This is a genomic window from Bartonella sp. CR127HXZ (assembly GCF_042194555.1).
GTDB lineage: Bacteria > Pseudomonadota > Alphaproteobacteria > Rhizobiales > Rhizobiaceae > Bartonella > Bartonella grahamii.
In genome coordinates, this window is record NZ_JBHIMZ010000007.1 from 15866 (window position 1) to 38609 (window position 22744).

19 protein-coding genes and 2 pseudogenes are annotated in these 22744 nt (G+C 38.6%); 13 read left to right on the plus strand and 8 right to left on the minus strand.

Annotated elements, in window-relative coordinates:
• Positions 1-185 precede the first annotated feature (185 nt).
• Both ACFIKY_RS05325 and ACFIKY_RS05330 read left to right on the plus strand, forming a co-directional pair.
• On the plus strand, positions 186-848 hold the full coding sequence (locus tag ACFIKY_RS05325; protein WP_375644454.1) for a thiamine phosphate synthase: 663 nt from the start codon (positions 186-188) through the stop codon (positions 846-848).
• A gap of 311 nt (positions 849-1159) precedes the next feature.
• Entirely contained in the window at positions 1160-1915 is a 756-nt protein-coding gene (locus ACFIKY_RS05330) for a TIR domain-containing protein (protein ID WP_375644453.1), read from the plus strand.
• A gap of 305 nt (positions 1916-2220) precedes the next feature.
• Here ACFIKY_RS05330 and ACFIKY_RS05335 read toward each other — a convergent pair whose 3' ends face one another.
• Together ACFIKY_RS05335 and ACFIKY_RS05340 are read right to left on the minus strand one after the other, a co-directional pair.
• Positions 2221-2484, minus strand: a complete 264-nt coding sequence (locus tag ACFIKY_RS05335) for a type II toxin-antitoxin system RelE/ParE family toxin (protein WP_375644452.1) — start codon at positions 2482-2484, stop codon at positions 2221-2223.
• Positions 2484-2672: an antitoxin gene (locus ACFIKY_RS05340; protein WP_375619989.1), complete on the minus strand. Its 189-nt coding sequence runs from the start codon at positions 2670-2672 to the stop codon at positions 2484-2486. The genes ACFIKY_RS05335 and ACFIKY_RS05340 overlap by 1 nt, the downstream gene beginning before the upstream one ends.
• 496 nt (positions 2673-3168) lie before the next feature.
• Between ACFIKY_RS05340 and ACFIKY_RS05345 the strand changes: the two genes are divergently transcribed.
• The 8 genes and pseudogenes from ACFIKY_RS05345 to ACFIKY_RS05380 form a co-directional block, all read left to right on the plus strand.
• Positions 3169-3534 (plus strand): helix-turn-helix domain-containing protein, encoded by a 366-nt coding sequence (locus ACFIKY_RS05345; RefSeq protein ID WP_273787686.1) that lies wholly within the window; start codon positions 3169-3171, stop codon positions 3532-3534.
• A gap of 341 nt (positions 3535-3875) precedes the next feature.
• Positions 3876-4919 (plus strand): tetratricopeptide repeat protein, encoded by a 1044-nt coding sequence (locus ACFIKY_RS05350; protein WP_375661515.1) that lies wholly within the window; start codon positions 3876-3878, stop codon positions 4917-4919.
• A 602-nt stretch (positions 4920-5521) separates the two neighbouring features.
• Complete coding sequence (locus tag ACFIKY_RS05355; protein WP_375652710.1) at positions 5522-5881, plus strand: helix-turn-helix domain-containing protein; 360 nt, start codon at positions 5522-5524, stop codon at positions 5879-5881.
• A gap of 642 nt (positions 5882-6523) precedes the next feature.
• On the plus strand, positions 6524-6922 hold the full coding sequence (locus ACFIKY_RS05360) for a hypothetical protein (RefSeq protein ID WP_375647364.1): 399 nt from the start codon (positions 6524-6526) through the stop codon (positions 6920-6922).
• Positions 6923-7237: 315 nt separating this feature from the next.
• On the plus strand, positions 7238-7615 hold the full coding sequence (locus ACFIKY_RS05365; RefSeq protein WP_375661536.1) for a helix-turn-helix domain-containing protein: 378 nt from the start codon (positions 7238-7240) through the stop codon (positions 7613-7615).
• Positions 7616-8225: 610 nt separating this feature from the next.
• Positions 8226-8801 (plus strand): elongation factor P, encoded by a 576-nt coding sequence (gene efp / locus ACFIKY_RS05370; RefSeq protein WP_273787683.1) that lies wholly within the window; start codon positions 8226-8228, stop codon positions 8799-8801.
• Between the two features lie 11 nt (positions 8802-8812).
• Complete coding sequence (locus tag ACFIKY_RS05375) at positions 8813-9604, plus strand: inositol monophosphatase family protein (protein ID WP_273787682.1); 792 nt, start codon at positions 8813-8815, stop codon at positions 9602-9604.
• A 154-nt stretch (positions 9605-9758) separates the two neighbouring features.
• Positions 9759-9974 (plus strand): annotated as a pseudogene (locus tag ACFIKY_RS05380) (inositol monophosphatase family protein); the annotation flags it as partial.
• A 475-nt stretch (positions 9975-10449) separates the two neighbouring features.
• On the opposite strand, the gene ACFIKY_RS05385 reads toward ACFIKY_RS05380, so the two are convergent.
• The gene (locus ACFIKY_RS05385; protein WP_375655771.1) at positions 10450-11718 is read right to left on the minus strand and encodes a hypothetical protein; all 1269 of its coding nucleotides are present in this window, start codon (positions 11716-11718) and stop codon (positions 10450-10452) included.
• Between the two features lie 875 nt (positions 11719-12593).
• Complete coding sequence (locus ACFIKY_RS05390) at positions 12594-14384, minus strand: ABC transporter transmembrane domain-containing protein (protein ID WP_375661516.1); 1791 nt, start codon at positions 14382-14384, stop codon at positions 12594-12596.
• Positions 14385-14571: 187 nt separating this feature from the next.
• On the opposite strand from ACFIKY_RS05390, the gene rpmE reads away from it, so the two are divergent.
• The 3 genes and pseudogenes from rpmE to ACFIKY_RS05405 all read left to right on the plus strand — a co-directional run.
• Positions 14572-14793: a 50S ribosomal protein L31 gene (gene rpmE, locus ACFIKY_RS05395; protein WP_015856961.1), complete on the plus strand. Its 222-nt coding sequence runs from the start codon at positions 14572-14574 to the stop codon at positions 14791-14793.
• A 243-nt stretch (positions 14794-15036) separates the two neighbouring features.
• On the plus strand, positions 15037-15162 hold the full coding sequence (locus tag ACFIKY_RS05400) for a hypothetical protein (RefSeq protein ID WP_375635519.1): 126 nt from the start codon (positions 15037-15039) through the stop codon (positions 15160-15162).
• Positions 15163-15501: 339 nt separating this feature from the next.
• A pseudogene (locus ACFIKY_RS05405) lies at positions 15502-15753 on the plus strand (ABC transporter); the annotation flags it as partial.
• A gap of 1978 nt (positions 15754-17731) precedes the next feature.
• Here ACFIKY_RS05405 and ACFIKY_RS05410 read toward each other — a convergent pair.
• The 4 genes from ACFIKY_RS05410 to gap all read right to left on the minus strand — a co-directional run bounded on the left by ACFIKY_RS05410 (position 17732) and on the right by gap (position 22685).
• Positions 17732-18070 carry a hypothetical protein gene (locus ACFIKY_RS05410; RefSeq protein WP_375635518.1) on the minus strand — a complete coding sequence of 113 codons (339 nt, stop codon included), beginning with the start codon at positions 18068-18070 and terminating at the stop codon, positions 17732-17734.
• A 738-nt stretch (positions 18071-18808) separates the two neighbouring features.
• Positions 18809-19840 (minus strand): class I fructose-bisphosphate aldolase, encoded by a 1032-nt coding sequence (locus ACFIKY_RS05415; RefSeq protein WP_375647357.1) that lies wholly within the window; start codon positions 19838-19840, stop codon positions 18809-18811.
• 128 nt (positions 19841-19968) lie between these two features.
• Positions 19969-21162 (minus strand): phosphoglycerate kinase, encoded by a 1194-nt coding sequence (locus ACFIKY_RS05420; RefSeq protein WP_375661537.1) that lies wholly within the window; start codon positions 21160-21162, stop codon positions 19969-19971.
• 515 nt (positions 21163-21677) lie between these two features.
• Positions 21678-22685, minus strand: a complete 1008-nt coding sequence (gap, locus tag ACFIKY_RS05425; protein ID WP_375661517.1) for a type I glyceraldehyde-3-phosphate dehydrogenase — start codon at positions 22683-22685, stop codon at positions 21678-21680.
• Positions 22686-22744 lie beyond the last annotated feature (59 nt).

The following is a 22744-nucleotide window of genomic DNA, read 5'->3' on the forward strand; positions in this document are numbered from 1 at the left end:
TGTATCACAGCAAAAAGGCGACATATTATGCTTAAAAACACTCTCATTTCTCATAAGCAGGCTCCCACACACCCACAAATCCTTTAAATTACGTGAAAATGGTGGTCACTTTCATCGCAAATAAGCATAATAGAATGAAACTTTAATTTTAAGCATTATTTTTCTCTAAGAAACAGGGATTTGACATGACAGAACAAAAAAATAAACCAATTGATCCACCTCTTTTCCCTCAGTTGATTTTAACACTCGATGTTCGGCGCAACACCCCACACACATTTTTGCAGCAAATTTTGCAAACAAAGTCTTTTGCATGCGTCATCCTCTATGATTCTGAAAAGTTGAAAGATGATAGCTCTTTTTTACAACAACAAGCGCAAACTTACGCAGAAGATATTCAACATCATAACGCAGCCCTTCTCATCGCTGATGACAGCCGCATTGCTGGGCGCATAAAGGCTGATGGATTGCACATAGAAGATGATCTTAACGCTCTTGAAAGCTTCAAAAATCAGCAAAAGGAACAAAAAATCATAGGCTTTGGCAATCTACGCAATCGCCATAGTGCTATGCTTGCAGCGGAAACAGGTGTTGATTATCTATTTTTTGGCAAATTAGGGGCTGATAAAAAACCCCATGCGCACCCCCGCAATCTCCAGTTAGCAACATGGTGGGCAGAAATTATGCAAACCCCCGCCATTATCCAAGCAGGAAGCGATTTTTCAACCTTTGATGAAGCCTTAAAAACTGGATGTGAATTCATTGCTGTAGAAGAAGTGATTTTGGGAAACGACAACCCCTTAATACTGCTTAAAACAATGCAAGAAAAATGTGAAAACACCCCCTTGTAATATAGGAGGAGAATTTATAAATAAAGCGTTAACTTTCGTGCTTCTTATATAGAGCACATAACGGCATATATAAATAGGAGAAAAATTCGTTTCGTTCATTCACAATTCAATCAGATCGCTTCATCACGCAGTAAAATTTCCCATCATTTAGTCAAGTTTTCCCACGTTTCAATCAATTGAATGGAAGGTGACCGTTTCTTTTTGTGCATCGTATAAGAATATGAAATCATAAAGCTATTTAAATTCAAATAGTTATAAAAATAAACCAACATTTTATATTAATAGCCAGCAATATTGAAAGAATATAAACAGTGAAATATAGCGGAACCTTCGAAGACCTTAAAGATATAGTTAAAACAGCTGGATATAAAATCATAGAAATTAAGTCTCTATCACTTAATTCTTCTAAAGGATATCAAATCAAAACCTCCGAAGGAGGCGTTATTAATTGGTATGAAAGCACAGGAACAATCAACGTTCAAGGCAAAGAATCCGCTGTGACAAATCTAGAAAAAGCTTTGGTTAAACACATACAAGAAACATCAACAATTCCTTCCTCAAAAACTGCTTCCAATCCTTCAAATAAAAAAATTTTTATCGTTCATGGTCATGATCGTACTGCCCTAAAGCAACTTACATCTATTCTTAATGATTTTAATCTTGAACCATACATTTTACAAAATACTGGCGGAAATGGCTTAACCATCATTGAAGCTTTAGAAAAAGGAATCTGTAGCGATTTCATAAAATTTGGTATTGTGCTGCTTACTCCCGATGATATAGGCTATGCCAAATCTGCCGGCAAAAAAGCAGCACAACCCCGTGCGCGACAAAACGTTATTTTCGAAATGGGCATGTTAATGTCTACGCTTTCTCGCAAAAATGTCGCTATTCTAAAAAAACAAGACCTTGAACTCCCTTCAGATATTAATGGAATTATATACCTTCCTTTTAAAGAACACGTAAAAGAAACACTTAAAGATCTTTCTCATCGACTATGTGAAGCCGGCTTCAATTTAGATGCAAAGAAATTAGATGAAAAGAAAGTTACTCGTGCATTAAATTAAATTTGAATAATGCTTATGTTTATTTTTTAAAGCGCACGCCCAAAACCACAAGGCACCCTACCACATTCCACAGACACACACATCCTATAGGCTCAAAGAAACGATCACCCCCCACCCTTCCTCAAACAGCAAGCAATTGTGCAAATTTAAATGAAGAGACTGCGTGTGAATTCACTACCGTAGAAGAAATCATTTTAGTCTCTTTGATAAACGCGGGGCTGTTGTCATAATTTTGGTAATTGTTCCAGAAAGGTTTAAGAGGCAGATAGCCTCTGATTAGATTAAAGAAAAATAGGAAATTCACGTCAGGCATGTACTACAGCTACAATTTCGATTTGATTTGCAGCTACTCGATACAATATAAGGTAATTTGGATGCGCTACAATTTCTCGTAATCCTAATACCTTCTCGCTCTGTCTGTATAAATATGGATGTTCTGCCAATGGCAGTACGGATGCTTCCAAAAACCTTTTCATTCGGCGCGCAGCGGATGGATTTTCGCGAGCAATGTACGTTAAAATCTGACGCAAATCGTCGCGCGCCGAAGACAACCAAACAATCGGAAGCATCACTTTTCCTGTTCAGCTTCAAGCTGACTGATTATAACTTCCATTTCAGCCATAACCTCATCATGCGGAATAGGAGGATATGGATTTGCAAGACTTCTCGCTACCTTATCGCGCAGCCATGCAGTGTAGCTGCTTTCCTGTTCAACGGTTTCGAACTCTGAAATTAGCGGAGAAAGGGTGGTCTTCATATGTATGTCCTTTCTATTCCTGAATATTGAAGATAATTACTCTTGTCTATGTTGTCAATATTAGCGAATTGAAAATGTTTAACTTTTAAGCATCCAAAGTTCTTTTGATCTTAAAACTTAAGGCTTTTTAACCCTCTCAAAAAACACGGGGGCTAATGTCATGATTTTGACAATCATTCCAGAGAGATTTAAGAAGCGGATAGCCTCTCATTAAAAAACAAATTTTGTAAGTAAAAAACTATTTTTATTGTAAATTTCCTGAAATTACTTTATGAATTAAAAGATGTTTTGGTCGCATACGCAACGACCAAGAGGGTCTTGAAAGCCCGAAAATCTAAACATGAATTTATCCCACTTTGTGGGTATCCCGGAATTCCGGGAGTTTTTGCTATGTCCAGGTGCTTTAAGCACTAAAAGCAAAAAAAGCTGATTAGATTTCAGTACTTTCAAGCTCCCGGAATACTCATGCGAGGGCGCTCGCAACCGGCGGGGAAAAATGCAAAGTAAAAATCCTCATATTGATCTTTTTGTTGGCAAAAAAATTCGTTTGAGACGAAAAATGCTAAAAATGTCTCAAAAAACATTAGGTCAACATTTAGGTGTCACTTTCCAACAAATTCAAAAATATGAAAAAGGCTTAAATCGTGTCAGCGCAGGGCGTTTAATGGAAATTTCTGATATTTTGAATGTTCCACTTTCCTTTTTTTACGCGGATATCTTAACAAAACAACAGCCCCCATATCATCATGATGAAATCGCATCAAGCACAGAGGAATATCTGCTGCTCAAAAGATTTAGAACTCTCACCACGGTAAAAAAGAAAGCCTTTTTACAGCTCATCGCTGATGAGAATGCAAGCTAATATCACACGGATAGCGCACTATTCATAAGCATTCATACGTATTTTAAAAAGCAGCCCCCATTATAAGCATTTTTTCATTTTAGGAGGAGATGCCCTTAATATAATAGAAGATAAGCATTTTTACACACGATACCCTTCATCATTATTATTTTTAACAGGATTGTTTTAAACAGTCTGGCTCTCGTCGACATTTATGCTATTTTTTTAAACTTACCCAACCCTACCTTAACTAAGATGAAAAACTGAGAAATAAAAAGTAATATAGAAATGAGATTCTTATACGGCTTGTAATGATGAAAGAAAAATGTGAAAATTCTGATCGGTAATGAGGAGAAAACACCATGATCAAGAGAAGCGTGAAGCTGCTTATCTTAGGCGTGATTGGACTTGCAAGTTCTGCTGTCAATTCAGCTGGAAACACTGAAGAATTCTCAAGTTCTGAAGGCTCTTTCAATACGATTCAAGAAGCTTCAAACACTCAAGAACCTTTTCAGCCCTTAAAAGCTGGAGACTATGATCAAGCCTATGACTATTACATCCAAGGTTATTATTTAAAAGCTTTTCGTGAAGCACTCCGACGTGCTGAAAAAAATGATCCTTTTGCACAAACTCTTCTTGCCAGAATTTATATGGAGGGATGTGCTATCCCTATTGACGGTGCGCGTGCTGCTTTATGGTTTGAACGCGCCGCAAAACAGGGGGAACCCCAAGCACAACTACGCTATGGACTTATGTTGTTTGATGGTCACTTTATAAAACAAAATCAAGAACTTGGTGAACAGTTCATTCAAAAAGCTGTCAATGCAGGCGTCAAGGAAGCCTATTTTTATTATGGACAACTGCTTCTTTATAAAGCCTCACAGGAAAAACAAGCTCTCCCCGGTGTTTCTTCCCAAAGTCGTGAAAATGAAGCAATCGAGCAAGCCTTAAAATTGTACTTAAAAGGTGCAGCTCTTGGGGATGCTGAAGCTGCTTTTTCTGCTGCAAAAATTCTTGCCTTAGGCACGTTAACACGACCCAAGGATGATCGCAATGCCCGCAAACTCATGGAGGTAGCGGCTCAAAACAACCACTTAAAAGCTCAACTTCATTTAGCACAATGGCTTATACAGGGGCGTGGAGGAGAAACAGATTTTCCCCGTGCTTTTCATTTACTTCAAAGAAATGCTATCAACATGATAGCACCAGCACAGATTTCTCTTGCTAGGCTTTATCGAGATGGCACAGGAACAAAAGGCGATATAATAATGGCAGCGGCATGGTATATGCTCGCAAAGGAAGCAAAAATGCAAGCCCCTGATCTTGAAATGATGCTCCAAGGCATGGATAAAACACAACTAGAAAAAGCGCACAAAGAAGCAATAAAGCTCCTTCCTGTTTTTTAAAATACTCCTCTCTGCTTCAAAAAGATAAAATTTATAGAAATTCCGGGAGATTTTGCACTGTCCAGGGGCGATAAGCCCTAAAAGCAAAAAGGCTGACTAGAACTCAGTATTTTCAAGCTCTCGGAATACTAACGCGAGGGTGCTCGCAACCGGCGGGGAAAAATGCAAACCAAAGATCTTTATAACGGCATTTCCATTGGTAAAGAAAACGTACTGGTATCATTTGCTTAAGCAAACAATATCCAATAAGCAAAAGAGCTAGGCTATCCGAAAATTCCAAAAGCTCTATTTGTTCATTCTTTTTGCTTGGATGAAAAACACGCCGTCTCTTATAAAAAAACTATTTTTTATTGTAAATTCCCTAAAATTACTTTATGAATTAAAAGATGTTTTGGTCGCATACGCAACGACCAATAGGGCCTTGAAAACCCGAAAACTCAAACATGAATTTACCCCACTTTGTGGGTATCCCGGAATTCCGGGAGTTTTTGCTATGTCCAGGTGCTTTAAGCACTAAAAGCAAAAAGGCTGATTTGAGTTCAGTATTTTCAAGCTCCCGGAATACCAACGCGAGGGCGCTCGCACTCGGAGGGGGCTTTAAAATGCAAGCCAAAAATCTTGATAACGACATTTTCATTGGCAAAAAAATTCGTTTTAGACGAAAAATATTGAAGATGTCTCAAAAAACATTAGGTCAACATTTAGGTGTTACTTTCCAACAAATCCAGAAATATGAAAACGGCTTAAATCGTGTCAGTGCAGGGCGCTTAAAAGAAATTTCCGATATCCTAAATGTTCCGGTTTCCTTTTTCTATGCTGATATCTTAACAAAACAACAGCCTCCATACCACCATGATGAAATCGCATCAAGCACAGAGGAATACCTGCTGCTCAAAAGATTTAGAGTTCTAACCTCGATAAAACAAAGAGCCATTTTACAATTACTCTCTGAATCAAAATGAAAACTTTTAACATTATGATATAGGGCGCTACACTCTCTGTTCTTAACTTGCCTCCCACCCCTCAAAGAACAGAAGTCCCTTCCCTATCCAGTTGGTAAACAATCCGTCTTCTCAGAACAGAACTCTTTTAGCTTCCCATTTCATGTGGTTCATTTCACAAGATTATCCGGACAAGCCCCCCCCTCATATATTCACCACACATTCTCATAAAAATATCACATGTGCAAAGTTTGATGCCTTACAGCACCACACCTCAAACGATAGTATTTTACAGCAAACAAAATAAGCATTCATGCGGATTTTAAAAAAATAGCCCTCAAAAAGCAATGCTTGAAATTTTTTTTGGTCAATCTGGAACAGCACCTAACGCATGATTTTATAATGGTGACAGAGGACGTGATCTTAACATGCAAACGCAAAAAATTGCTTTTTTATCACAATCACCAAAAACAGCTGTTTATTAAAATATACGCCGCAAGAAGCACTTCAAGCAACCTTTACAGCTGAAACCATTATTCATTGATTAATTAACCGATTGATTAGATACCGATATGTTGTTAAGTAGCTATAGGTAAAGTTGCTCTTAATTTTTGGAATAGGAGCTTCGCAAAAAAGAGCAACAATAAGTAAGGGGAATTAACGATGTTAAAATATTTATTGCTGTCACCGGTTGTGTTGGTGGCAGGTTGCGCATCTGTAGGCAATTATTCATCAAATTATGTTGATCAAAGTCTTACAAAGCGTCAGGCACAATTAGTCGCTAACAAATTTATTAGCGGTAACAAAGGGTTTTTACCACCCGCTACAACCACACTTCTTATAAAGAAAAATAATACAGCAGACAACTTTACTCCTGTATTTATCAATCTGTTGCGACAGAATGGATATAATGTGATTTATACAGATCAACCCCAAAAACAACAAAACATGGGTGTGAATTTGAGTTATAGAATAAGATTAAATAGTAGCACTATAGTGTCTCTTTTTCAGTATAACGTGAACGGAGAGCCGCGTTCTTATATAAATACTCATCCCAAATGAACCCGCTATTTCATGTAACCATTCTCTATATTTTAAACGTAAAAACTTAAAAGCTCTTGCGAAAGGCAAAGAGATTTGCAGCTTAATAAAAAACCTCATTTTTAGCCAGAGTGGATAAATTTTATTATAGATTGTGACAATACAAAATAGTGTAAGTTACAGCTTTAAGATTTAAGGAAAGAAGAATACTAAAAATAATGAAAATGCCCCACACCCTAGCAAATTATTACGCGAAGATGCAAATGCAAAACTTGGCTTATCTGTGGTTGAAGCAGCTGAATAGCTTTCTATATCCCGTGTAGCATTTTCTAGGGTATCGGTAAAAATCCTTATAACGACATTTTCAGTGGGAAATTCATTGGCAAAAAAATTCGCTTTAGACGAAAAATGTTGAAGATGTCTCAAAAAACATTAGGTCAACATTTAGGTGTCACTTTCCAACAAATCCAGAAATATGAAAAAGGCTTAAATCGTGTCAGCGCAGGGCATTTAAAAGAAATTTCCGATAGCCTAAATGTTCTGGTTTCCTTTTTCTATGCGAATATCTTAACAAAACAACAGCCCCCATACCACCATGATGAAATCGCATCAAGCACAGAAGAATACCTGCTGCTCAAAAGATTTAGAGTTCTAACCTCGATAAAACAAAGAGCCATTTTACAATTACTCTCTGATCAAAATGAAAACTTTTAACATTATGATATAGAGCGCTACACTTTCTGTTCTTAACTTGCCTCCCACACCTCAAAGGACAGAAGTCCCTTCCCTATCCAGTTGGTAAACAATCCGTCTTCTCAGAACAGAACTCTTTTAGCTTCCTCTTTTATCTTCCCATTTCATGTGGTTCATTTCACAAGATTATCCGGACAAGCCCCCCTCAAATATTCATCACATATTCTCAATTAAAAACACCTCATGGTTTTACGGAACTTATATCATTGCCATCAATTATATCATTGCCATCAATGATGATATTTTACGACACAACGGGATAAATTCCCCTAAAAATTCTAAAAAATTTTTGTGCAATTTTTTAAAAAGCTTGCGTCTGAGCGCTTTTTATGGTCTTGCAAAGAACTGAAAAGCAAAAATACATCAAGGTCCTTTTTTACTTAAGCTTTTCTCTTTGCAAAAAACATGAGAAAACCTATGGAGCACACAGGACCATGAGAGAGCCACAAGGCTAATCAAAGGAATTTGAGCCCGAAAATAACAAAAGAGCTCACCGTTAAAGGCAGCAAAGAAAAGCGCCATAACGACAACAAAAGAGTTCTTTTTGCAAGAATAGAATTGGATAGAAACGATGAAAATTAATGGCAATGAAATTCGCCCTGGTAATGTGATCGAACATCAAGGAAGCTTATGGGTTGCTGTTAAATGCAACGCTGTAAAACCAGGAAAAGGTGGTGCATTTAACCAAGTTGAAATGAAAAATTTAATTGATGGTACAAAACTTAATGAACGATTTCGTGCTGCTGAAACGGTTGAACGCGTGCGCCTTGAACAAAAAGATTTCACATTTCTTTATCAACAAGGGGATGCTTTGGTCTTTATGGATTCAGAATCTTATGAACAACTTGAACTTCAAAAAGATTTTGTTGGTGAACGTGCTGCGTTTCTCCAAGATGGGATGACTGTCACAGTTGAACTTTATCAAGAAAAGCCTATTGGCATCTCACTTCCTGATCAAGTTGCTGTCACGATTGTGGAAGCCGATCCTGCCATCAAAGGACAAACGGTTACCTCCTCTTATAAACCCGCCATTCTTGAAAACGGGATTCGTATTCTTGTTCCCCCCTTTATGAATGCTGGTGAACGTATCATTGTAGACACCAATGAGTTGATTTATTTGCGTCGCGCAAATGAAAAAGATAAATAAAGGAATAAAAAATGGCCCATTCTGCAGTCATGAATGTCATGGTGCAAGCTGCAATGAAAGCAGGACGCTCGTTGGTGCGTGATTACGGTGAAGTGCAAAATTTGCAAGTGTCTTTGAAAGGACCAGCAGATTATGTCAGCCAAGCAGATCGCAAAGCGGAAAAAATCATTTTCAATGAATTAAGCAAAGCGCGCCCCAAATTTGGTTTTCTAATGGAAGAATCTGAAGAAATCATTGGCGAAGATTCCCAACATCGTTTCATTGTTGATCCTCTAGATGGCACCACAAATTTTCTCCATGGCATTCCTTTTTTTGCTGTTTCCATTGCCTTAGAAAGTCAAGGGAAAATCGTTGCTGGTGTCATTTACAATCCCGTAAGTGATGAACTCTTTACCGCAGAACGCGGGTGTGGTGCTTTTTTCAATGACCGACGCTGTCGCGTTTCTGCTCGACGCAGACTAGAAGATTGTGTCATTGCCACAGGTATGCCTCATTTTGGTCGCCCAAATCATGGAACCTATCTTATTGAATTACGCAATGTGATGGCGGAAGTTGCTGGACTTCGCCGTTTTGGCGCTGCTGCTCTTGATTTAGCTTATGTTGCTTCTGGCCGAACCGATGGCTTTTGGGAAGATAACCTGCAAATTTGGGATATGGCTGCTGGAATATTGATGGTTCGCGAAGCCGGTGGTTTTGTCACCGATAAAGAAGGCGGCAGCGATATATTCCGCAAAAAAAATATCATTGCTGGCAATGAACACATTCGCATCAAACTAGAAAAAACCCTCAAAAAAGGCATTTAGACCTCAGAAGTAGTGTCTTTTTAAAAGGCAATGCTAAAAGTGCAACTTTGCAACATCCCCATAGAGATATCTCTCATCACGCAACCTTATCTCTTATTGAATTGCGCAAGTAATGAGGGAAGTTTCTAGTCTTCGCCGTCTTAGCGCTGCTGCTCTTGATTTAGCTTATGTCGCCGCAGGAAAAACCGATGGCTTTTGGGAAGATAACCTACAAATTTTTGATAGAACTACCGGCATACTGATGGTTCGCAAAACCGGTAGTTTTGTCACCGATAAAGAAGGCAGCGATATATTCCGCAAAAAAAATATCATTGCTGGCAATGAACACATTCGCATCAAACTAGAAAAAAACCTCAAAAAAAGTATTTAACTCTTACAGTTTTTTACAAAAACCTTAGAACCTTAAAAAACCACGTGGAGAGAGAGAGTTTTAAATTTTCTTTACATAAAACGATAGGAAATAACTGATCAGATAGTGACAAAAACATCATCGCAAATAAAAAATATACTCGCTATAAACCCTCACAAAAGCAATCCTCTAGCTTACCTTATTAACGTTTCTGTTATTCAAATCCCCCTCCAAACAAGCTAAAAAAGGCAATAAACAAAAAAATATCATAACAAAAAGCTACAAAAAGCAATTATCGCACCCAAAACAAAAACACAATCCATTTCCTCCTCAATATATGCTCTTTATAGTGCGCTATCCATTGATCGAAAATCTCCTCCCTCAAAAATCTGCCGCATATACCTCTATTTGCTTTTCACAAAAATACGCAATTATGTCAATTTCCATTAATATACTAATTCATACAATTGTTACCAGCTTCTCCCTCTTTTCAGCATTATTCTAAAGTATGTATCAAATAGGCATGGGATTTATGAAAATGCACATTTTTGTTCTCGAGAATTGCTTTCTGCACTTCACTTGCAAGCTGCTCTTTATCTTTTTCAATAGCCTCTTCCAATGCATTTACCTTTTCATCACCGAAAATGATTTTTAATTTTTCTTTTGAATTTCCTATTTTGACAAGCATTTCCCAAAAGATCCATTGATTATCACATTTCTTACTTGACCACTTCATCCATTTTATGACTCCTAATTTATAGGCTTTTTCAAATTTTGGAGTCTCTTTAGCAATACGCAACCCCTTTTTCTTTTCTTTATCTTTCTCTCTACAAACATCAATGTCATTTCTAACCGCGGAGTAGCAACAATCCTTATCAAAGGCCATATATCCTTCTTTTACCGTATCAATAAGCTGCTTATAGTAAATGAAAGTTTCTCTTGCCGCCTTATAATCACTGGAAATATCATACAATAATGCTAGAAGCTCTCTTTTACAAATGCATAGTAATTCAGCATCTCCAGGCAGACTAAGATACCAACGAGACAGTATCTCTTCTAGCGTTTCATATTCTGTATATTTAGGTATATCTTCATAATAAATTTCCAAAGATTTTAACTCTTCATAGTATCCTGAAGCCTTTTCTTGTAGTTGCTGTTCATATTCAGCCGTAATCATATCATCAACCATATATAAACACCAATGAAGCGACAACATTGTATGTTTATATCGTTTTTTTTTCGTAAGAGGATCTACAAACTTTCGCAAAGTGATCCTATTCTTTCTCATCAATCGCACTGCTTTTAGATAAGTTTCCTTAAAAGTGATTATGAACGCATTTATTTTTTTGATATGTTCATCAGTCAGTTCTTTTGTCAGCGCCGTTTCATACAAAAACCACGCTTCTCCATATCCTTGCATACAAATATCTTTTACCATCAAAGGCCATTGTCCGCTCGATTCAGAAGATAGCCAATGTTCAGGATTTTTTATCTCCAGTAAATCTCTTTCCCATTCCTTTACTTCTTTATCCCATTGTTTAATCCATTTTGGCGATATTTTTTGAGTTTTTTTAACAAGCTTTTGTTCCCATTGAGCAATAATATTTTGGTATATCGCGCACTCTCGATCTTTTAGCTGCAGTAATTTCTCAAACTGTTCAAGTTGTTCACTTAATTGCTTTTTCTGATAATTTACTAACCAAAGACTATAGATTATACTCCCTGCTATAAATATTCCCCCTATCACTATGACAGCTTCACTCATTCTTGCTCTCTTTTATTCTCACCAACATTTAACGCAGTTCTTTTCTCGATATTGTATCATTGTGTGTACATCTGATTTGAAAGTCACTACATATTATATTTTAATAAAAACAATACACAAAATATAGATATTTTTGTTGGTAAAATAAAACAATTTGTATTTAATAATGCTGTTTTAGTGATTTATGTACTTTAAAGAAAAGCCTTATAAGCCCTCAAAATGCATGATCCATGAAATATTGGTTTTCAAAGTAATAAAAACCTTAATCCAACCAAACAGCAAAACAAACTGCGTGCTTTGTTCGCACTGTTTTATAACATCGATAAAAAGCGCCTCTCTGCCTATTTATCAGCTCTTCTTTAAGTAGCCCAGCACCATCATACTCTTATGCCAGCACCCCAATGTTGTGACAGCCCTTGAAACTTGTGACGATTCATGAAGAGGACTTATTCTTTCTAAAGTGTTTTATTCACGCGGGCTCTCTCTGCTTGCCACATACAAGAGACATGGTTTTGATTGATTTAATATAACTAAATTTGACATGAGAAAATCCTATAGTATTAATAATCTCTCATAAAAAACAATGAATTATCCTTATAAATCAACGTGACAGTGCTGTTATGAAGAGAACTCCTTGCACATTTTAATAGTTCATAGAGATTAACTGGGTGTCATTTTATATTCTGTACACAGATGAAGTATTTTTATAAAAATGCTCCGTCTCACGCAGAAAAAAGGACAGCCCGTTAAGACTTTAAAAAGAAAAACCTCTCAATGCTTGCCCCTCTTTTTCCATGAGAGATTCAAATTGATAAGCCTGTCTGAAAGGAGTGCTGGTTATGTCCTTAAAGATACTGCTCTTGTATCAAGATCACTTACTCCGGTGAAAATTGGAGTTTTGCGAGGTAAGCATAGACGCCATTTTTTGCCACAAGTTCTGTATGGGTTCCTTCTTCCACAAGAGCGCCTTTATCCATCACGAGAATACGATCAGCTTTTAAAATTGTTGCCAAACGATGTGCAATTACCAAGGTTGTACGATTTTGCATCAATCCTTCTAAGGCATCTTGCACCAACTTTTCACTGTTTGCATCTAAAGCAGATGTTGCTTCATCAAGTAGCAACAGGGGTGCATTTCTTAGAATTGCCCGTGCAATACCAATGCGTTGTTTTTGCCCCCCAGAAAGCATGGTACCACGTTCTCCTACTTGCGTATCCAAGCCATCTGGTAAAGCTTGAATAAATTCAAGTGCATTAGCCGCCTTAGCGGCAGAAAGGATTTCCTCTTCATGAGTATTTTCAGTTCCAAAAATAATATTATCACGCAATGTTCCATCAAAAATGGCGACATCCTGTGGAACATAGGAAATTGCGCTGCGTAAATCTTCTAAAGAAAGGCGATTAATTTCCATGCCATCCAACCGAATTGTTCCACTTATCGGGTCATAAAAACGAAGGATCAAAGAAAAAATGGTGCTTTTTCCTGCTCCTGAAGCCCCAACAAAAGCAACCGTTTCGCCTGCCTTCACAGAAAACGAAAGCGAGCGTAAAATCTTCTCTTGTGGTCTAGAAGGATAAATAAAATCAACCTGATCAAAAACAAGTTCGCCTCGAACAGGTTGTTCCAATGATAACGGATTTTTAGGAGCTACAATAGTAGGTTGTTCTTGTAGCAATTCGGAAAGCCGCTCAGCAGCGCCTGCTGCTTGGATTAACTCTGCCCCCATTTCCGATAATTGCGCAAAAGTAGAAGCTCCAAAAACCGCATAAAGGACAAATTGCCCTAATGTCCCGCCTGTCATCGTTCCATTCAAAACATCGCGCGACCCAATCCATAAAACAGCAACCACACTGCTAAAAACCAAAAAAATTGCAAACCCCGTAAAAAAGGAGCGCAGGATCACAGAAGCACGTGCTGTTTGAAAAGCCCGTTCTATCAATTGTGAAAAACGTGTTGCAACGAGTTTTTCTGCGGTAAAAGCTTGCACAGTGCGAATAGCACTTACCTGTTCTGTAGCAACAGCATTGGCATCTGCCAGACGATCTTGCGCCGCGCGCGTACGAGAGCGAACTTTCCGCCCAAAAACCACCAAGGGAATGGCCACAACAGGAATAGCAACCAAAACCAACAAAGACAATTTAGCATTGGTAATCACCATCATCACGACGGCTCCGATCACTATAATCAACTGACGCAAAGCAGTAGAGGCGGTAGAACCCACAGCTAATTTTATTTGTGTGGTATCTGTTAGAAGCCTTGAAACAATCTCTCCTGAATGCGACCGATCAAAAAAAGCAGGAGAAAGTTTCATAATATGAATAAACACATCACGCCGTAAATCGGCAACAATCCGTTCTCCCAATGTGATAACACAATAATAACGGCCAGCAGAAGCAAATGCGAGAAGCAAGGCTAAAATAAACAAAATTCCGAAGTAAAAATTGATATGTCCATGGCTTGAAGTAGAAAACCCATGATCAAACATTTGGCGGATAGCCACAGGCAAAGCTAATGTGACAAGAGCAGCAACAGATAACGCTAGAAAGGCAAAGATAAACAACCAACGATAGCGCAAAAGATAAGGAAAAAAAATTGCAAGCGAAGAGAATGAAGATTTTTTAAGGGAAGACTTTGTAGATTTTTCTGAATGATTGAAGAGATTCATAAGGTTTCGCTCACTATATTGAATTTATAACACTTGATACAATGATGCATCTTGAACACTTGTTTTTTTATGCATGCTCAGCTATAGGAATAAATACTTTAATCAATGTATCAAAAAGACAAAGGAAGCGCACTTAAAAAATCGAGCAAGTGCTGTTTCATTCTGTAAACGCAAAAGGTTTTTACGCATGAAAGCGAATATTCATCCCAACTATCACACAATTACCGTTGTTATGACGGATGGAACCCAATATAAAACGCGCTCTACTTGGGGAAAAGAAGGCGATACTCTTAATCTAGATATTGACCCAAGAACGCATCCAGCATGGACTGGTGGCTCCCAGACACTCGTAGACCGTGGCGGTCGTCTTTCTAAATTCAAAAATCGTTTTGGTAATATTGGCATGTAAAAGCCTATTCCTGATTATAAAGAGCACAAGTTTTAAAAAATGATTGCTCTATTGTAAGTGATTGGTTTTTTTATGCTGTAAAGAGTGCACTTTAAATATTAATTCAAAAACGCATCCAACATAAATAGATGGGATCTTAGGCACTAATAAATCTTGGTGGCTGCGTTTTTTAAATTTAAAAATCAGTTTGAAATACGAGCATAAATCCTTCCTCGTAGAGTATAACGACCTGAAATAAAATAATTGCAAACCATTCTTCTTTTTTTGGAACTGAAAAATACCCGTGAAGAGAGTATTCTTGTCGCCGCTAAAGCGGCTAATGCGCTTGAACTGATTCAAGCTTTACCAGATAGCTTGATACGTGAATAGGAGAACGTGGTACCATGCTTTCTGGGGGACAAAAACAACACATTGATATTGCACGTGCAATTCTAAGAAATGCACCCCTGTTGCTGCAAGCCGGCACCATCATTATATTTGCCAGCTCATGGGTATTGCTACAGCCCTTGGCACTTGAGACGATTTATTATAAACATTTTAAGTCCTTCCTTAATATTTTTTTATTCACGCGGTCTCTCCCCACTTGTAACGTACAAGAGACATGGTTTTTGTTGATTCAACCTGGAACAGGTTTGAAATGAGAAAATCCTGTAATATTCGGGATCCCCATTCAACATACAAAACAGTGAACTATTATTATAAATCAAAGTGTTGCTGCTTGATGAAGCAACATCTGCTTTAGATGCAAACAGTAAAAAGTTGGTGCAAGACGCCTTAGAAAGATTGATGCAAAATCGTACAACCTTGGTAATTACACATCGTTTGGCAACAATTTTAAAAGCTGATCGTATTCTCGTGATGGATAAAGGCGCTCTTGTGGAAGAAGGAACCCATGCAGAACTTGTGGCAAAAAATGGCGTCTATGCTTACCTCGCAAAACTCCAATTTTCACCTGAGTAAGTGATCTTGATACAAGAGCAGTATCTTTAAGGGCACATAAACAGTACTCTTTTCAGACAGGCTTATCAATTTGAATCTCTCATGGAAAAAAGAGGGCAAGCATTGAGAGTTTTTTCTTTTTAAAGTCTTAACGGGCTGTTTTTTCTGCGTGAGATGGAGCATTTTTATAAAAATACTTCATCTGTGTACAAAATATAAAATGATCCCAGTTAATCTTTATGAACTATTAAGATGTGCAAGGAGTTCTCTTCATAACAGCACTGTTACGTTGATTTATAAGGATAATTCATTGTTTTTTATGAGAGATTATTAATACTATAGGATTTTCTCATGTCAAACCCTCATAGTGAATCAAACAAAATCTCTTGGCTTGCACATCACAAGCAGAGTTAGCGTGTGGAGTGAAGCTTTACAAAAAAGAACAAAATGCCTCTCTTATCCCTTTAAATACCAAGGGCTGTCACAACATTGGGGCGCTGGAAAGAGTATACGACTGGCAAAGAGTATAATGGTGCTCGCCTTACCGAGGGAGCCCTTATGCGGCTCACTTGATAAGCTCTACGGACACAAGCTCTACCCTAAAGACTGACCACACTCTTAAAAAAACTGAATATTAAAATTTTTTCATACCCTCTATCACCGCCCTAAACAATAGTGTTTACCGAAAATCATGATAAATTGTAATTCACAAATAGGCTTTTCTCATCTGCAAGAGTATCCTTTTATTCTCTTTCAAAAAAACGAACACTTTTTGAACATTGTTTGCAGATCCGTACTATTGAAAAAGAGCAAAGACTCTTTTAGCGCTTTTGGGCTTCTTATAACTTTTGTGAGCGCGTATAAGCAACAGCTTTTATAATAAACCAGCTGTTGGCAAAATCGTAAAATTTTATCAAATTTATTGTTTGTAAATATCACCACAACCACTGTTTTGCTCTTGCAGACACGCATCCTCAAAACACTTTCTCTTTGCTCATAAATTGTCTCTCCAGCTCTCTCTTCCAGTCATAGCCTATAAAAATAAGGATAGCGTACTTTAATTGGACACCATCTTCCCACACCACCACCAACGCCATCATTTATATTTACAGCCATCAATTTTATAGCCACCCCCTGTCGTGCTTTAAGAAGGCACATTAACGATGATAGAAACATGTACAAAAAGGATATATTTTTAAGGTATTTATGTTTTAAAGCTTACACCAAATCGTAATTTTTTCATAGCTAGTCAAGCGTCTGCAGAACTGACACCCTAACCCTTTCAAACCGTTCAGCTGTTTCAGTAACAGATAAGCCAAGTTCTACAATTATATCTTCAACCACGAGTTCACCGAGGTACAGAGGATTTTCCATCATTTTTTAGCACTCCCTCTTCAGTGATCCTCTGGATAATTAACTCATTCAGCATCTATACCAGCAAAGCTAAATATTACGTGCTAATTTTCCTTTACAATCATTAACCAAGAACCCTCAAAATGACCTTTTAGTGAATAGAGCTAAAAGGATAAGTCATTCAAAGTCATCTGGAGATATAGCTATATCAAAAGCACCTAAAATACGCCCTAGTTGCTAAGTATAGGCGACCTTCCCCCTTTTATCGTATCAGCTTGTAGAAGACTTTAAGTCCTTTATGTTTAAATAAAAAAATCATAATTGGATTATATTGCATAAAGATGCTTTGTCTGATTTTTCCATTTAACACACGATAAGGTACCATTTAGGCACCATGAGAAGCTTTCCCCTTATATCATGATTTCAGAGCCGCATGAGAAAAATAAAATAAGCCGTTTGGGTGTCTTAGGTCAAGGATGCCGTTAGACGCAACCTTTAAAGAATTTCCTTGAGCTTAAGGATCAAGGCTTGTTAGTCCTCTCATTAAACGCAGGTCTAATGTTATGATCTTGGAGAGCGATTATTAAGAATTTGAGAGGCAGACAACCTCTCATTTTGATTTATATGCAAACAAATTGCACTCTATTTATTCAGGGAGAATAAGAACATACCCAGGAGGTGCTAAACGGAATAAGAGAGCGTCGTAACCCCACGCAGCAGACAGGCAGCAAATAGAAGAAACGCCTTCAAGAATTGTTAAGAATAATGCGTACGATATAGCGGCTTCATCTGCTGCTTCACGGCGTTCTATGAGATATCCGAAAAAAAACAAAAAGCACCCTATTCCACTCACCGACCCAAAGACTTTTAATGCGGTATGAACCGGTCCACGTATGCTGAGCAAGATAATAAAAATTATGAAAGTAAATACTGTAAAGATCCCTTCGAATACCCCACGCACCATATTGCACAATTTTCGCATCATAATTACAGAAAAGCTCTGTTCTGCGTATCGATTTTTTCTTTTTGTGCTTGTATTCTTAGAAGATATGCTGTCCACAACTCCCCCCATTTTAAGCCAAAATGCTGTAAAATTAGCTATTTGTAATTATATCATCATAAAATACAAGAAAAATTTATTCATTTTAACGAAAAATAGGTGTTTTATTGAGGTGCAAATCTATTTTGTTAGCAAGAGTTATTCAATCCGTTCGTCAATAGAAAGGCTACCCCCTTGCAGAGGAAGCTATCCTGACGCACAAAAACTTCATAAGCTGTATATTAAAATCCACTCAGACATCGCAACTCTCTAATCTACCCGCTTAATCCACCTTTGAAACTGCAATCAAATGAATTCTGCTGATGACAAGTAATGATAACATGAAAAAGAAAAAATATCACAATATCAAACTCTTCAATACAGTCTTAGTTTTATGATTTTCATTCAAAAAGCAAGTGCCCACCCATGAACGACACCATACTAAGATGCTGCGCATTCACAAATTTCCTTTAAAGCACCATCTCCCCTTCCCGAAATCGGACCTCTTGCGCAATATTATCTCTCGATAGTACCCATTAGAGACTTTTAAAAGGTCCAAGGAGAAAACTCTCTGAGAAAGCTTTCAAGCCTAAAACGCCCCCGCCATTTTTATCATGATGAGGGCACCCAAAATCACGCAGAAACATGTAAAACCTCTCCGCATTTAGGTATAAGGCTTGTGCTTCAAGCGCAGGCTTTTTCTCGTTCTGTTGTCCATTGTCCCAAAGCCGCAAGATGATTCATCAAAGCCCGATGACTAAATGCCTTCTGTGCAACAGCAATATTCTCATCTTTTCCAGCCCATGCTTTTAAAGCAGCTGCTTGCAATGCCCGTCCATAAGAAAAAGTCAATTTCCAAGGCAATGCGCCCAAAGAATTCATGGCAGATAAATGCGCCGTTGCTTCCTGATCAGACTGTCCTCCAGAAAGAAAAGCAATTCCTGGAACAGCGGCAGGAACAGTCTGTTTAAGCACCTGGACGGTCTTTTCAGCAACTTCTTCAACAGAAGCGTTGCGGGCATCCTTTCCATCAATCACCATATTGGGTTTTAAAATCATCCCCTCCAAAAGAACACGAGCTTCAAACAATTCTTTAAAAACGGTCTGTAAGACAGCTTTTGTCACCTCAAAGCAGCGTGTAATGGAATGCCCACACGATGGTCCATCCATCAACACTTCGGGCTCAACAATCGGCACAATCTTGAACTCCTGACACAAAGCAGCATAGCGTGCAAGAGCTTGTGCGTTTTGTCTTATTGCGCCTCTTGTTGGCAAAGTGTGTTCATCAATAGCAATTACCGCACGCCATTTAGCAAAACGTGCTCCCAAAGCATAATAGTCTTTTAGCCGCTCACGAAGACCATCCAACCCTTCGGTAATTGTCTCTTGTGGAAAAGCGGCCAAAGGTTTTGCACCGGTATCAACTTTAATCCCTGGCAAAGCGCCTGCATCCCGAATAAGATCCGTCAACATTTTCCCAGTTGATGCTTTTTGCCGAATGGTTTCATCAAATAAAATAACCCCAGAGATGGCGCTTTCCATTGCTTCTTTTGTACTAAAAAGCATTTCACGATAAGCACGGCGTCTATCTTCATTGGATTCAACACCAATGCTTTCAAATCGCTTTCCAATGGTCGCCGTACTTTCATCTGCCGCCAAAATACCTTTACCCGCATGCACCAAAGCAAGTGCAATATCTTCAAGCCGTTCATTCATAAAAAATTCCTCTTTATTTTGTCTTAAAATTTCATTTTGTCTTAAACTTCCAAAAGTGCGCAACACTATCAAAACACCCTTAAACGACCGTATAGTTTTTCTTTAACCTTCTTCTTCAAAGAAGCCCTCTAAGCCTGCATAAGGGCAAGAATTCCAGGCAGAACCTTACCTTCCATCCATTCTAAAAAAGCCCCTCCAGCAGTCGAGAGATAAGTAAAATCATTGGCAACACCAGCATGATTAAGAGCAAAAACTGTATCGCCCCCTCCCGCAATTGAAACCAACTTTCCCGTCAAACTACGTTCTGCTGCATGGCGTGCAACTGCAATGGTCCCCTTATCAAAAGGAGACATTTCAAAAACACCAAGGGGTCCATTCCACACAAGAGTAGCAGCTTTATCTATCACAGTATTGATATGCGCAATAGAGCGTGTCCCAATATCCAATATCATGCCATCTTGTGGAATATCTTCAATGTCATAAAGACGATGCGGTGCATCTTTTTCAAAGCGAAATCCAACGACAGCATCCTGAGGAAGCAGAAGGGTACATTGACACTCTTGCGCTTTTTTGATGATTTTTTTTATCGTGTCCATCAGCGCATGTTCACACAGTGACTTACCAACAGACACACCTTGCGCTGCTAAAAAACTGTTAGCCATGCCCCCACCAATCACGAGATGATCAACCTTTTCCACCAAATGATTGAGCACAAAAAGCTTGCTGGAAACTTTCGCTCCTCCCACAATGGCAACCACAGGGTGTGTTGGATTGCCAAGTCCTTTTTCTAACGCCTGCATCTCACCTTGCAAAGAGCGCCCTGCATAAGAAGGCAACAAATGCGTTATTCCCTCCACCGAAGCATGGGCACGATGAGAAACTGAAAAAGCATCATTGACATAGAGATCCCCATTATGAGCCAAAGCTTCCGCAAAAGAACAATCATTCTTTTCTTCACCAGCATAAAAACGAACATTTTCAAGCAGTAAAACACCCTCATTTTGTAATGACTCAACCGCAACCTGCACCACCGAACCGATACAGTCAGGAACAAAAGAAACAGGCTGATTAATGATCTTTTCCAGCACTTGCACAACAGGACGGAGTGAAAACTCTGGCTCTACCTTTCCTTTGGGGCGACCACAATGAGAAAGCAGAATAAGTTTAGCACCCCGCTTTTGTAGCTCAACGAGTGTCTCTTTATGTCGCTCTAAGCGTGTCGTATCACAGACCTTGCCCTGCGCCATTGGCACATTAAAATCCACCCGCACAAGAACACGTTTTCCAGTGACATCAACATCATCAAGTGTACGAAACCCCATCACTGCTTCCTCTTCACTTTCCATTGTTTCAAATAAAAACGCATCCAACAACCCTGCCCACTTTTCTTTCCACTTATCCCCTCTTTGCTTTTACAAGAGATCCACGACAGCCCATCTCTCACCCTCTGCTTCTGAAAAGCCAAAGCTTTCATCATCAAATGTACAAAAGCCCACCATTGCTCTTAATCTTCATATCCCATTGTGGCAAACAAATGCATTGGCTCAACTTGATCTCTATTAAAGCTTCCTTTTACTTCTAGGCAAAAGAATTTACATCTCCTAATTTTCTGACGTTTTCTCAAAGAGTGTCTCGTTCAGATCTTACTTTTTCAAAGTTTACTCTTTCATGCAGCTTTTAAAAGCACGTATTGACCCAGTATTAAAACAAAACACACCATCAATTTTTCAATAGTTTCTTCTCTCCAGCGCATGAGAACAACAGCCTCTATCTGTTGTTCTCAAAATTGTACAAAAATGAGACTTTTTCCTATAAAAAGGAGGACCCTGAGGTCCTCTTATATTGTCTTAGCAAAAGCCACAGCCGTATCACTCATACGGTTAGAAAAGCCCCATTCATTATCATACCAAACCAAAACGCGACAGAGCTTACCATCAATCACTTTTGTTTGATCATTGTGGAAAATAGCTGAATGAGGATTATGATTAAAATCACAACTCACGAGTTTTTCTTCTGTATAATCCAAAACGCCCTTCAAAGGACCTTGTGCAGCAATAGCAATGGCTGTATTAATTTCTTCAATTGTTGTGGAACGCTTAGCGGTAAATGTCAAATCAACCACAGAAACATTAGGGGTCGGAACACGAATCGATACACCATCAAGCAATCCCTTTAATTCTGGCAAGACCAATCCCACAGCTTTTGCCGCTCCTGTTGAGGTAGGAATCATAGAAAGAGCTGCCGCACGTGCACGATAAAGGTCACGATGCATTGTATCCAACACAGGTTGATCACCCGTATAAGAATGGATTGTTGTCATAAAGCCCTTTTCAATGCCCACCGTGTTGTGCAAGACTTGTGCAACAGGCGCCAAACAATTGGTTGTACAAGAAGCATTTGAAACAACGCGATGCTCGCTGCTTAAAGATTGATGATTAACCCCATAGACGACCGTAAGATCTGCTCCTTCAGAAGGCGCAGAAACAAGAACACGCTTTGCCCCCGCATCCAAATGAGCACTTGCTTTATCACGCGCAGTAAAAATGCCCGTACATTCTAAAGCAATATCAATATCCAAATCTTTCCAAGGCAATTGAGCAGGATCACGCTCTGCGCATACCTTTATTAAACCACTCCCCAAATCAATGGCATCCCCTACCACCTTAACGGTCCCAGGGAAACGCCCATGAACTGAATCATAGCGCAACAAATGGGCATTTGTTTCCACCGATCCCAAATCATTAATTGCGACCACTTCAATATCTTTCCGTTCACTTTCCACAAGTGCACGTAAAATATTGCGACCAATACGACCAAACCCATTAATTGCAACACGAACTGTCATTTCACATGTTTCCTCATCAATTTTTTAAGCACAACATTTAAAATACAATAAATGGGTAT

Bases quoted from the DNA above. Each gene is read 5' to 3' on its own strand.
- ACFIKY_RS05325 (WP_375644454.1), top strand. From the start codon at position 186: ATGACAGAACAAAAAAATAAACCAATTGATCCACCTCTTTTCCCTCAG.
- ACFIKY_RS05335 (WP_375644452.1), bottom strand. From the start codon at position 2,484: ATGCTTCCGATTGTTTGGTTGTCTTCGGCGCGCGACGATTTGCGTCAG.
- ACFIKY_RS05340 (WP_375619989.1), bottom strand. From the start codon at position 2,672: ATGAAGACCACCCTTTCTCCGCTAATTTCAGAGTTCGAAACCGTTGAA.
- ACFIKY_RS05345 (WP_273787686.1), top strand. From the start codon at position 3,169: ATGCAAAGTAAAAATCCTCATATTGATCTTTTTGTTGGCAAAAAAATT.
- ACFIKY_RS05350 (WP_375661515.1), top strand. From the start codon at position 3,876: ATGATCAAGAGAAGCGTGAAGCTGCTTATCTTAGGCGTGATTGGACTT.
- ACFIKY_RS05355 (WP_375652710.1), top strand. From the start codon at position 5,522: ATGCAAGCCAAAAATCTTGATAACGACATTTTCATTGGCAAAAAAATT.
- ACFIKY_RS05360 (WP_375647364.1), top strand. From the start codon at position 6,524: ATGTTAAAATATTTATTGCTGTCACCGGTTGTGTTGGTGGCAGGTTGC.
- efp (WP_273787683.1), top strand. From the start codon at position 8,226: ATGAAAATTAATGGCAATGAAATTCGCCCTGGTAATGTGATCGAACAT.
- ACFIKY_RS05375 (WP_273787682.1), top strand. From the start codon at position 8,813: ATGGCCCATTCTGCAGTCATGAATGTCATGGTGCAAGCTGCAATGAAA.
- ACFIKY_RS05385 (WP_375655771.1), bottom strand. From the start codon at position 11,718: ATGAGTGAAGCTGTCATAGTGATAGGGGGAATATTTATAGCAGGGAGT.
- ACFIKY_RS05390 (WP_375661516.1), bottom strand. From the start codon at position 14,384: ATGAATCTCTTCAATCATTCAGAAAAATCTACAAAGTCTTCCCTTAAA.
- rpmE (WP_015856961.1), top strand. From the start codon at position 14,572: ATGAAAGCGAATATTCATCCCAACTATCACACAATTACCGTTGTTATG.
- ACFIKY_RS05410 (WP_375635518.1), bottom strand. From the start codon at position 18,070: ATGATGCGAAAATTGTGCAATATGGTGCGTGGGGTATTCGAAGGGATC.
- ACFIKY_RS05415 (WP_375647357.1), bottom strand. From the start codon at position 19,840: ATGAATGAACGGCTTGAAGATATTGCACTTGCTTTGGTGCATGCGGGT.
- ACFIKY_RS05420 (WP_375661537.1), bottom strand. From the start codon at position 21,162: ATGGGGTTTCGTACACTTGATGATGTTGATGTCACTGGAAAACGTGTT.
- gap (WP_375661517.1), bottom strand. From the start codon at position 22,685: ATGACAGTTCGTGTTGCAATTAATGGGTTTGGTCGTATTGGTCGCAAT.